Annotated in this window: 10 protein-coding genes; all 10 read left to right on the forward strand. The window is 46.5% G+C overall.

What is annotated here, in order from left to right:
• Positions 1 to 341: 341 nt before the first annotated feature.
• The 10 genes from D5281_RS00905 (at position 342) to D5281_RS00950 (ending at position 12347) form a co-directional block, all read left to right on the forward strand.
• The gene (locus D5281_RS00905; protein ID WP_016300234.1) at positions 342 to 809 is read left to right on the forward strand and encodes an RNA polymerase sigma factor; all 468 of its coding nucleotides are present in this window, start codon (positions 342 to 344) and stop codon (positions 807 to 809) included.
• Positions 806 to 1453: a hypothetical protein gene (locus tag D5281_RS00910; RefSeq protein ID WP_160558261.1), complete on the forward strand. Its 648-nt coding sequence runs from the start codon at positions 806 to 808 to the stop codon at positions 1451 to 1453. Before D5281_RS00905 ends, D5281_RS00910 begins: the two co-directional genes overlap by 4 nt.
• A 167-nt stretch (positions 1454 to 1620) precedes the next feature.
• Positions 1621 to 2718, forward strand: coding sequence for a hypothetical protein (locus tag D5281_RS00915; RefSeq protein WP_160558262.1), 1098 nt, complete (start codon positions 1621 to 1623; stop codon positions 2716 to 2718).
• A 145-nt stretch (positions 2719 to 2863) separates the two neighbouring features.
• On the forward strand, positions 2864 to 3691 hold the full coding sequence (locus D5281_RS00920) for an N-acetylmuramoyl-L-alanine amidase family protein (protein ID WP_160558263.1): 828 nt from the start codon (positions 2864 to 2866) through the stop codon (positions 3689 to 3691).
• A 76-nt stretch (positions 3692 to 3767) separates the two neighbouring features.
• Positions 3768 to 4643, forward strand: a complete 876-nt coding sequence (locus D5281_RS00925) for an immunoglobulin-like domain-containing protein (protein ID WP_330584734.1) — start codon at positions 3768 to 3770, stop codon at positions 4641 to 4643.
• Between the two features lie 210 nt (positions 4644 to 4853).
• A complete protein-coding gene (locus D5281_RS00930) occupies positions 4854 to 6080 on the forward strand; it encodes an AAA family ATPase (RefSeq protein ID WP_120472055.1) in 1227 nt (408 codons plus the stop codon).
• Complete coding sequence (locus D5281_RS00935) at positions 6073 to 6783, forward strand: RloB family protein (RefSeq protein WP_160558265.1); 711 nt, start codon at positions 6073 to 6075, stop codon at positions 6781 to 6783. The genes D5281_RS00930 and D5281_RS00935 overlap by 8 nt, the downstream gene beginning before the upstream one ends.
• 13 nt (positions 6784 to 6796) lie before the next feature.
• Positions 6797 to 8764 carry a hypothetical protein gene (locus D5281_RS00940; RefSeq protein WP_160558266.1) on the forward strand — a complete coding sequence of 656 codons (1968 nt, stop codon included), beginning with the start codon at positions 6797 to 6799 and terminating at the stop codon, positions 8762 to 8764.
• A gap of 195 nt (positions 8765 to 8959) precedes the next feature.
• A complete protein-coding gene (locus tag D5281_RS00945) occupies positions 8960 to 11206 on the forward strand; it encodes an ATP-binding cassette domain-containing protein (protein WP_160558267.1) in 2247 nt (748 codons plus the stop codon).
• Positions 11207 to 11456: 250 nt separating this feature from the next.
• Complete coding sequence (locus tag D5281_RS00950) at positions 11457 to 12347, forward strand: helix-turn-helix transcriptional regulator (RefSeq protein ID WP_277935098.1); 891 nt, start codon at positions 11457 to 11459, stop codon at positions 12345 to 12347.
• The last annotated feature ends 33 nt before the right edge of the window (positions 12348 to 12380 follow it).

Raw genomic sequence — 12380 nt, forward strand, 5'->3', positions numbered from 1 at the left:
CATTTCTTTGATAAATCTGGCATGTCTTAAAAAATTTTGCAAAAAGGTCACCTTTCGTCTTCTAATTGCGTGTCATAAGTATAACAGCATCCAACCAAAGGATATCCGGAAAGATTTTCGGGCACGGATGTAGTTCGCAGGGACATCTTCCTGCCCGTCTTATGCCGGACAAGAAGCATCGGGCGTCCGACCGATGTGGAAAACCGGATAACAACGGACTTACAAGCAAGCTTGACATCTGCTGTTATTCAATTTTTCCCGCCCTGCGAACGGTAACGGGAATTCTTCCAGGTCCGGGTATTTTGAGCGATGGATGTGGAACAGGAAGGAGATGGAAAGATATGGACCTGGAAGCGGCAGTAAGGAAACACAGCGAGATGCTGTACCGGATCTGCATTGTGATACTCGGCAGTGAACAGGATACCCAGGATGCCATTCAGGAGACCTTCTGCAAATATCTGGAGAAAAAACCGAAATTTGTGGACGGCGAGCATGAAAAGGCATGGCTGATCAAGGTGGCGACTAATCACTGCAGGGACATACAGCGGTTCAGATTCCGGCACCCGAAGGTGCCCATTGAGGAGCTTGCAGGCACACTGGTATCCCAGCAGGAAGACAGGGAGGCGGTGCGGGAGCTCCTCCAGATGCCCCCAAAGCAGAGAGCCGTGATGGTACTCCATTATGTAGAAGGATACCAGGTAAAGGAGATTGCCGGTATCCTGGGGATCACGGAGCATGCGGTCAAAAAGAGGCTGCAGCGTGGAAGGGAGCAGTTTCGGACTGCCTGGAAGGAGGAATATTGCAGATGAGTGAGATGAATGGCGGACAGCTGAGACATGCTATGAAACAGGTACACATGAAAGAAAATATGCAGGAGGAAATTATCATGAATGTAAGAACACAGATGGCAGACGGAACCTACAGACGGAACAGTTTTAAGAGGAATATGGTATCGGCAGCAGCCTGCCTGCTGGTAATCGGGACAGTGTCCATTCCGGCCTATGCAGGGTATCTGGGACTCCGGAGCGCGATCACCAGCGACAAAGTAATGGCAAGGATGCAGGAGGTTCCCGAAGCAGAGGTGCAGGATATTTATAACATGGTCCAGTATGAGCAGCGCAGCTTCCATGCCGACCAGTTTAACAGGGAATATACGAAGGAGGAAGAGAGTCGGAAGGAAGCGCTGAGGAAGGAGTACGAGAACGGCAGATTCCCGGAGGGTACGCTGACACTGGTGGAAAATGCAGGGCAGGCTGTGGATTCTGACCAGCTGGTTTATGCCAGAGACACCGGCTGCTTCTATCTGCCGGAAAGGGCACTGACAGACGAAGAACTTCTGCAGATCCTGGATTTTAATTCCAAAAGAGACTTTGCTCTTGAACAGAATCCGGACGTGCAGCAGCAGAGGCAGGAGGCATGGGAAGAGGCAAACGATTCCGATACGCTTCGTTAGAAACAGGGGAAAAGGTGGCTTTTCGTAAACGCACTAACGCGGAAAGAAAATACAGGATTGATACTGTCTGAAAGCAGGCAGGTACAGGGCATCAGGATTGAACAGGTCATGATGCCCTGTAAGAGCGAAACGGAATCAGCCCGTATACATGGAGGAAAAGAGAAAATATGAGAACAGGAAAATACAGGCTTTTGGGTACGCTGTTATTGGCAGGGGCTTTGTGTCTAACTGGCTGCGGCAGCACGGAATCGAATGCAGACGTTATGGCGGCGGATGTACAGCAGACGGGCTTGCTGGAGGATTCCGCAGATTCCGGTTCCGGTGGGGATTCTGGCATTACCCCGCAGGAAAGCGGCCAGAGTTCCGTACTGCCGCCGTTATCTACAGAAGCGCAGACCATAGATTATAAGGGGAGTGTGCCTGTAGACTGGCTTACGGCGTCTTCGGATGCCATTTATTTATTGAGCAGGGATCAGGACGGGGGCTCCGGAATCCTGAAGATGAAGCCAGGGGAGGCTGACGGGGAGGCCCTGCAGGTGACGGCGCCGGATGGGATGACTTTTTCCGTCATGACCACGGATGAGCAGGGGAACCTGTATGTGGTGGCGGAGGATAAGGATATTGAGGAAACGATGAGGGATGATGAGGTTGTCTGCCCTACAGAACACTGTGAAGTATGGAGGGTCAGCCCGTCCGGTGAGGTGACGGCAAAACTGGACATTTCCGAATATGTAAAGAAGGAGGTCTTCTCCCCCCGTATGATCGCAGTGGCAGGGAACGGGGATATCTACCTGTCCACCCAGGTCGATGGAACAGCAGTGCTGGCTTTTAATGCGGAAGGAAATTTCCTGAATAAAATCAGTTATGATTACAAGGTTTATAGTCTCCGTACCGCTATGGGGAGGGGCAGAGATGGAAAGGTATACGCCGTGCTTCGCGACAGTGTTGCAGATGATGGCACTTCCGTGATCGTTGAACTGGACGGACGAGACGGCCATATAGGGGATGCCACTTCTTTTATGCTCCGCAGTGATGGCAGTTTCTATTCAAATGTATGCCCGGGGAGGGATTGTGACCTTGTGATTTTCGGCGGAGAAGGAATCCTTGGATATGACCTGGGGAGCGCCAATATCAAATGGAATGTTCCCGCAGGTAAACTGCCTTTCAGCACGGAAGGTTTTTATCCGATGGCAGCACTGGCAGACGGCAGGATACTGTTTTTGGATAGCAATAAACTCCATTATGTTCCAGCGGCACAGCAGTAGACAGTATTTTTCCGCTGCCGGAATATATGGAATCATACCATAATTATGCCAGGTGAGCATGTCAGGGTCCGTGAAACAGAGGCTTTGACATGCTTAATTGGCTGTTTTTTGTAAATCCCAGAAAGAGACAGATGCAGGAGCGGATATGGAGCAAAGGAGAAGACAGCCGGTCTGGAAGGCAGAGAGCCGGAGAAAAAGAGAAAAGAGGATTGCCAGACTACGGCGGAGGATTATAGCCTATACAGTCCGGGGAATCGTGGCGGCTGTCCTGGCAGTCATGCTTCTTCTGATGGTCTGCGGCTGTCTGTATATCCGGGATTTTTTTCGCAAAGATCATAAGGATTCTGCTCTTAAGGCAGATTCCGTTCGGGAAGCCGTACCCGGCGTGGAAGAAAATAAACCAGACACGGAATTTCCAGAGCAGGAAAAATATACGGTAGTCCTGGATGCCGGACACGGCGGGGAGGACGGAGGAACCGTGGAGCAGACGGCCACGGAAAAGGAAATCAACCTGGCTGTTGTGTTGAAAATGAGAGAGCTGTTGGAGAACCAGGGCATCTGTGTGGTCCTTACAAGGGAGCAGGATATATTTATAAAGTTGGAGGAAAGGGTACGGGTTGCAAACGGAGAAAAAGCGGATCTTTTTGTCAGTATCCACTGCAACTATTATGAGAAAGACAGTTCGATCTACGGCCTGGAATGCTATTACTGCAAAGGGGCGGAGGACGGGAAATATTATGCCGAAAGGATTTTGGATACCATAGAAAAGAGTGGGGAGATTGTTTCGAGGAATGCAAAGCCTTCCGGCTACTATATTTTGAAAAATACAACGGTTCCTGCCGTATTGGTGGAAACAGGATACCTTTCCAATTATAATGAGAGGAATCAACTGATATCAGGGGAATACCAGGGAAAGCTGGCCCAGGAGCTGGTGGAGGGGATTGTAGAAGGGCTGGAAGGAAAAGCGGGGTAGTGTTGCTTATTTCAGGGCTTCCCAGAATCGGTCAATAGAGTAATAATAAAAGAAACCATCAGAAAGGAAAACATTGGTGAAAACAGAAAAAGTACTTTGGAGGAAGAAATATATAACAGTTTTGATACTCTCTCTGCTTATTCTGGCGGCGGTTTTGTATGGAATACGAAATGGCAGAAGAAATGACAAAGGTGGAAATATCCTTGCCGGGGCAAGCCCGGACACAAGCGCTTTCCAGATGTATTATTTTGACGGGGAAACGGTTGCGGTCAGGACGCTGTATGACAGCGGTGCGGAGAAGGAAGTGATTAAAAAAATTAATGGTATCCCCCTCCAGGCGGCAGAGGAAGATGCCCTCTCCCAGATGGAGCCTCCCTTTTACGGGTTCTGGGTCAGCAGTCAGGATGGCTTTGACATTTCCGTGACGGCCTCCGGCGGTGTCTGGCTTAAGAATGACGGGGCGGTTTATTATGGGGATACGGATTTGTCTGGTTTATGGGAACAGATGGAAGGCAAGGATGAGGATACCTGGAATGCCCTGAATTTTCCCAATGCGGGGCGTTTATCGGCATACCATACGATCTTCCTTCTGAAAGCGGATGAGCAGACGGCAGAAGTCCCGGAGGGTCTGACTTTGACGGTGGAGGACATAGGGACAAGCGAGATTACGGTACGGATTACCAATAACAGCGGGGAGGAATTTTCCTACGGGGAATACTTTTCTATCCAGAAGCAGATAGACGGTCAGTGGTATACGGTACCGGTAAGGGCGGATAACGTGGGATTCCAGGATATCGCCCATATCCTTCCGAACGGGGAGAGCGCCAGCGAGACCTATAATCTGAATATTTACGGTACGCTGGAACCGGGAACGTACAGGCTTGTGGTGGAAACACTGAGCGCTGAGTTTCTGGTGGGGCATGGGAGGATGGCGGGAATAGAGGGGGAGTAAATGCTGTTAAAAACAGCATGGAGAAGGGATGTAACAGAAAATGGAAAGTCCTTAATTGAGGGACATTCGACATAGGATATATGTTGGATGTCCTGTTTTGATGAATAATTTCAACAATAAATATGAGAAAATATCTCATATATTGTTTACAAAATTTTAAAAATGAGTATAATAGATATTGAAAGACACATAAACTGGAGGGAAAAAGAGATGCTGTGCCAATTTACAGTGAAAAATTATAAAAGCATTCGGGATGAAATGACCTTTGATATGCAGGCAGCTGCTATTTCTGAACATGAAAATAATATAATTCGTGATAAAGATGGAGAATTGTTTTTGCCGATTTCTGCAATATATGGGCCAAATGGAGGTGGAAAGTCAAACGTATTGGAGGCAATGCATACTTTGGCTTCAAAAGTACTTCGTCCATTATATGCAACTGGTGATAAGGAGGAACGTATATTTCTTCAGAAAAGGCTGCTTATCGAACCTTTTGCATTCTCAAAAAAAACGAAAAGCCAGCCAACAGAGTTTGAAATTTTTTTCCGTACAGAAATTGCGGAGTATCGGTATAAACTCCATATCATGAAGGATGTTGTAAATTATGAAAGTTTGGACCGTGTAAAATTGGACACGGGACGACGTTCAGCGCTTTTCGAACGGGATACGGAAGAAATTTCTTTAAAAGGTGTATTTTCCAAACTGAAAGCCAGTGAGGACTTGTCCGCGACATTACCGTTGCTGTCTTATCTTGGGATCACTTATAAAAAAAATGAGGTAGTAAAAGATGTTCTGGATTGGTTTGAATACGGAATTGATTTTTTAAACTATGGTAATCCGATTGAAGAACTTCGTATGGCAGTATCAAATTCAGAGGATGTGAAGCAGCTTATGCTTGACATGATACAGGAAATGGATCTGGATATCGTGGATTTCCGTGTAGTTGAGGATGAAAATGACAGAATCGATGTGTATACAAAGCATTTGGTGGATGGCTATGAGACGGAGTTAAACTTACTGGAAGAATCCAGCGGGACAAGGAAATTATTTGGTTTAATGCCATTTATTGCCGGATGTTTACTTACGGGAACCGTTTTGGTTATTGATGAACTGGATGCAAAGATACATCCTGTTTTGCTGCGTCATATTATTATGATGTTTAATGATATGAGTATTAATAAAAAGAAAGCACAATTAATCTTCACATCCCATGATCTGTCTACAATGAACAATGAAGTGTTTCGAAGGGATGAAATCTGGTTCGTGGCAAAAGGGAATGCTCAAAACTCTAAATTGTATTCATTGGTGGAATTTAAGAACGAAAAAGGCGAATCTGTTCGTAAGGATGCCAAATTCGATAAGCAATATCTGGAAGGAAAATATGGCGCTGATCCGTATCTCAAAAGAATTATAGATTGGGGGAAGGTCAATGCCTAAAAAAGCCGGAATGGAGAAGTGGAAAAAGAAGCGCCGTCAGGAGTACCTGGAAATGAAGCAGTACAGATACTATATCTTCTGCGAGGGGCAGCAGACAGAACCTCTGTATTTTATGGGATTCAAAAAGCTGATTGAAGATAATCCGATTTATAAGGATATGGTTCTAATTGAAATAGAACCCTGTCAGGCAGAAACGATGCGAGTAATCGGAATGGCGGAAAGATATGTAAAGAAGAACAAAATCCAAAAGGGCCAGATTTGGTGCGTTTATGATAAAGACAGCTTTCCGGCAGATGATTTTAATGGTGTTGTCAATCGGGCAGAGAACTTAAATAAAGAAAGTTCTCAACTTCAATATCATACAGCATGGAGTAATGAATGTATTGAGTTCTGGTTTCTTTTGCATTTTGCATATTATACAGCGAATAATCACCGGGGGGAATACATAGCATTTCTGAATGATCAATTCAGGGAATTGGGGATTGGAAAATATCAGAAAAATATGAAAGATATTTTTGATATTTTGACGGAAAAAGGGAATCCAAAGCTGGCAATTCGATATGCCAGACGTATCATAAACGATGGTAAAAGTAAGACACCAGCAGAAATTGCGCCGGGAACGAAGGTGTATGAGTTGGTGGAAGAACTGGTTAAGTATTTGCCGGAGCATGTTGCACAGAGATTTAAGGAAGCTTGCAATTAAAGGGGGAGAGTATTTGGATACATCAGTAAAAAACAAAAAACTACGAACTTTGCCTTGGTATGCTTTACATGATATTGCAGTAAAAAAGGGAATAGAAGAAAAAGAAGTTAACGGAAAGGAAAAGAATACAATAATAGATAAGATATTATCTTATGGGATCCTTTCGGATGAGGAAATAGAGCAATATGTAAATGATTATATTTATGGTGACCGAGTAACGTTTACGTTATGGACATTTCAATCATCGTTGAAAGATTCAGATTATGGTATTGTTAATTCCCTGGAAAATGTGGAGGAGGAATATCTTTCTGTTTCTGGATATAGAAAATTAAAAATTTTATCTGTAAAAGAATATGAGGACCGTACAGAAGTTTTATATGTTTATAGCAAAGAATATACTTATGTTAATGAGGATGGGCAAAATGCCAGTGTATGGGAACAACATAGAGGATGCTTATGGATTGGAAAGGCATCAACATATCTTGCCTGCATTAGTAAACATGAGAAAATGACGGCTTTTATGACAAAATACATTGCTGATTTATTTAAAAACCCGGTAACACAAATAAAGCCCCCAAAATCAGCAATTGACAAATGCACAAATTCTAAGGCCATAAGCAGAATTGTGTTGCAGGGAAAAGGTGGAGAGAAAACAATTGTGTCAAGAGCTGGGGGAATTACGCCTGATCAAGAAGAAGAGATTAGCAGAATTCGTTCTGAGAGAATTGATACATCTGGGAGTTTTATCTCGGCAATTACCGAGAATATTGATGCTACGATTAAATATAATGTTAGAAACGGCAGTATTGGAATTTATAAACATTTGCCAGCTTCTGTCCTGTTTGAGTGGTCTGAAAATTCGATTAAAATTATTTTGGAGGAAATTGAAAAATTAAAAGGGAAGCCAGCTGAAGAAATTTTTAAAGAAGTAGGTCAGGAAATAAAATGGACAGGGGCAAGCGGAATTGAAATTACGCAACTGAATTGGTATTTGACACAAATTATAGCTTCTCTTGATAGAGACGAGTATGAGTTCCAGATTCCGGTAGATAAATTATCGGTATTGGATAATAGTAAATGGTTTATCAAGTTTCCGAGAATATATTGCAAAACTTGTGATTCTTATGAGACTCCATATTGCACTGAATGTGGAACAGAGTTGAAGATGGGAAGGGGGATAATAAAAGAATGTGAGTGTGGGACACCCTTAAAAATTAAATGTGCGGATGGTCATGATACTTGTGAGATTGTAAATTGGTATGTTCCAAGATCTATATTGGTAAGTATGATCAATAAAAATATTCAGAAAATATTTAAAGACTATTCTTTAGAATATAATATCTGCATTGTAGGCGATATGGGATATATTGTTAATGGAACAGAGAATTTGCAAACAGAAGTTGAAATTCCATTTGCAGCAATAGAATGCTTTAAACATGATTCAGTGGCCCTTACACATAGAGTGAAAGCTTATGCGGTAAATATGAATGAGAAATGTGGTTCTGGAACCTGTTCATATGCAAAAATTGAAAAATGTACTGAAAATGATGGAATGGCATGTTTACCTAAAGTTTTTTATACCATTTTACCAGGCTATCGTCCACAACCTCACAAAGGCATGGAGTATGGGGATGTTGCTGCGGAAGTGAAAATTGGAAATAAAGCATATGATTTAAAGGGTATCATAAAAAAGAATAGTGAAAACCGACCTAGAAAATCTGTTAATGATGATGAAAAAATAAGAAAACCACTATTATCAACATCAGGAGAAGGGCAGGAGATAATTCGTCAGTTTGTGGAGCAGGGAATGATAGATGCTCGTTGTCAAATAATAGCAGTAGTCATTCCGCAATATATTGATGCAGGATTTAAAGGAACTTTGAGACACTTGGCAAGGTTGTCTGGAAAGAAAGTAACATTTATTGAATTGGACGAGTTATCCGAGCTGATTTCAATTAACAAAAAAATATTGGTATCATAATGCAATAGGAACCTTTGGAAAAATCCAGAGGTTCTTATTGTTACTATACGCTGTTAAAGATTTGACGGAGGACTCGAAAATAAAGAAGTGGGAATGAAGTTTGTCTGTTCTGAAAAGGGCAAAAAAAGTCGAGTACATTTTCCGGCATGCTGTTATACTACTAAGACCAGGCCAAAGGCCAGAAAGGAGAACATCATGCCAGATCAGAATCATATCATTATTCAGGGCTTATGCCAGAACAATCTGAAAAATATTTCCTTAAAGATACCAAAACAAAAGCTCGTTGTATTCACCGGGGTCTCCGGCTCCGGGAAATCCAGCATCGTGTTTGACACCATTGCGGCAGAGAGCCAGCGCCAGATGAACGAGACCTACAGCGCTTATGTCCGGGGCAGGCTCCCGAAGTATGAGAAACCAAAGGCGGAAAGAATCGAAAACCTTTCCCCCTCGGTCATCATTGACCAGAACCCCCTTGGGGGCAACGCCCGTTCCACGGTGGGGACCATCAGCGACATGTATTCCGCCCTGCGGCTGCTCTACTCCCGGATCGGGGAACCCCATGTGGGAACACCCTCCTGCTTTTCCTTCAACAATCCGGGGGGCATGTGTCCGGAGTGTTCCGGATTGGGGAAGGTGATGACGCTGGACGTCCTTCCTCTTATAAAGGAAGATAAAAGCTGGAATGAGGGGATGGTGGAGCTGCCCACGTTCCGTGTGGGGAACTGGTACTGGAAGCAGTATACAGACAGCGGCCTGTTTGACCTGGATAAAAAATGGCAGGACTATTCCGAAAGGGAACGGAACCTTCTGCTGTACGGTTCGGAGGAACCGGGCGGGAAGCGGGTGTCGAAGCAGGTGGAGGGCATCCACAACATGATGAGCCGGCTGCTGTTAAAAAGGGACAGCTCCGAACTTGGGGAAACTTCTGCAGGCCGGCTGGCAAAATATGTCCGGGAATCCGACTGTCCCCTCTGCCATGGGAAACGCCTAAACGGGGCGGCCCTGTCCTGTAAGATTGCCGGGTATGATATCAGTGAGATGTGTGAGATGGAGTTGACAGAACTGAAACGGGTTCTGGGGACAGTCACAGACCCAAGGGGCAGGTCGGTGGCGGAGAGCCTGGTTATGACCCTGACCCGCATGATCGAGATCGGCCTCCCTTACCTTTCCCTGAACCGGGAAGCGGCTACCTTGTCCGGCGGGGAGGCACAGCGCCTGAAGCTGGTGCGCTACATGGGGAGCGCCCTCACGGGCATGCTCTATATTTTCGATGAGCCAAGCACCGGGATGCACCCACGGGATGTACACCGCATGACCAGGCTGCTGCGTGCCCTCCGGGATAAGGGGAATACGGTCCTGGTGGTGGAGCATGATAAGGATGTAATCTCCATTGCGGATGAAGTGATCGATGTGGGGCCGCTGGCAGGAAAAAACGGCGGGGAGGTTCTCTATCAGGGCAGCTATCAGGGGCTCCTTGGCTCCGGCACATTAACCGGGAAGGCCATGGAGATGGAGATACCCTTTAAGGCGGAGCCAAGGAAGCCCCAAGGGTTCCTGCCTGTCAAACACGCCAGCCTGCACAATCTGAAACAGGTTTCCGTTGATATCCCCCTGCGTGTGTTGACTGCGGTGACCGGTGTGGCAGGCTCCGGGAAAAGCTCCCTGATCCGGGACGTGTTTGCCGGACAGTATCCGGAACAGGTCATCCTGGTGGACCAGTCCCCGGTGACAGCCACCGGGCGTTCAACCCCGGCCACCTTCCTGGGGTTTTTCGATGATATCCGAAAACAGATGGCGAAAGAAAACAACGTGAGCGCCGCCCTATTTTCCTTTAACAGCAAAGGCGCCTGCCCGGTCTGCAAAGGACGGGGGGCTGTCACCACCGAGCTGGTCTTCATGGACCCGGTGACGACCACCTGCGAGGCTTGCGGCGGGAGCCGTTACAGCAACGAGGCGCTTTCCTATTTATACAAAGGGAAAAATATTGTGGAGATTCTGGATATGAGCGCAGAGGAGGCCGAAGGCTTCTTTTCCGGCCGTCCGAAAATCTGCAGGGCGCTGCACGCCATGGTGGAGGTGGGGCTTCCCTACCTTTCCCTTGGACAGCCCTTATCCACTCTGTCAGGGGGCGAGCGGCAGCGGGTAAAGCTGGCAAAATACCTGGGACAGAAGGGGAACATCTATGTGCTGGATGAACCCACCACCGGGCTCCATGCTTCCGATGTGAAGACAATTATGAAACTTCTGGACGGCTTTGTGGAGCAGGGGAACACGGTGGTTGTGATCGAACATAACATGGATGTGGTAAAGCTGGCGGATTACGTGATTGACATGGGGCCGGACGGGGGGACGATGGGAGGCGAGGTAGTCTTTACCGGAACCCCGCAGGAGCTGGCGGAATATGGACAGACCATTACGGCTGATTATCTAAGGAAATGCTGATTAAATCAGCGTTTCCCTAAAAAACCCGAAAACAGCAAAAAAAGTCGAGACAAAAAGTGGGGATCATTATATGATAGTAATTCCAGAAGTAATCGTTCAGGTAGGTCTGCGCGTTCACCGCGCTGACCGTATGAAAACGTTGTGGTTGCGAGCATCCGGCCCATCGCCAAAGGCGATTCTAAATGGCCGGATGCCGTAACAGTTCAGGGCTTTTCTGAACTGTTACACTCCAAGAAGGAGGTGGTTTATTTTGAAAGAACAGACAGCGGCGGTCCAGAGGATGCAGGATTATATCGAAACCCATCTGGAAGCGGATATCACACTGGCACAGCTGTCAGCCGTCTCCCTGTTTTCCCCCTGGCATTCCTACCGGCTGTTTAAGGAGTTTTTGGGGGTGACGCCGGCAGAATATATCCGCAGGCTCCGGCTTTCCCGTTCCGCCATGCGGCTGAAGGAGGAACAGTGCCTTGTGACGGAGGCGGCCTTTGACTGCGGGTTTGGCAGTGTGGACGGGTATACCCGTGCCTTTTACCGGGAATTCGGCTGCAGGCCGGGGGAATATCTGAAGGACCCGGTGCCCATTGCCCTGTTTATCCCATATGGCGTAAAATTCAGAGAACTGAGGGAGGATGTTTTGGATATGGAAATGAAGAATCTGCAGAGCGTATTTGTCCAGGTAATCCGGAAACCGGAGAGAAAAGTCATCATCAAACGGGGAATAAAAGCGGAAGATTATTTTGCGTACTGTGAAGAAGTGAGCTGCGAGGTCTGGGGGATATTAAAAAGCATGGATTCTCTCTGTGGGGAGCCGGTCTGCCTGTGGCTGCCGGATGCCTATAAAAAGCCCGGCACCTCCACCTATGTACAGGGCGTGGAGGCAGAGGCGGATTACGAAGGGGAAATCCCGGAGGGATTTGATGTCATTTCCCTGCCTGCCGCCGAGTATCTGGCAGTCCAGGGGGAGCCTTTCCGGGAGGAGGATTATTCCCAGGCGATTCTTGCCATACAGTATGCCATCGACCACTATGACCCGACTGTAATCGGATACGAGTGGGACGAGGACAATCCCCGTATCCAGTTGGAACCCAGAGGGGAGAGGGGATATATCGAGCTTCGGGCAATCAGAAAACAGCAGGTGTAACGGTGCGTACCGTTATCTGAAAAAGGAGGATAA

It is taken from the genome of Parablautia muri (genome assembly GCF_009917485.1).
GTDB classification, from domain to species: domain Bacteria; phylum Bacillota; class Clostridia; order Lachnospirales; family Lachnospiraceae; genus Suilimivivens; species Suilimivivens muri.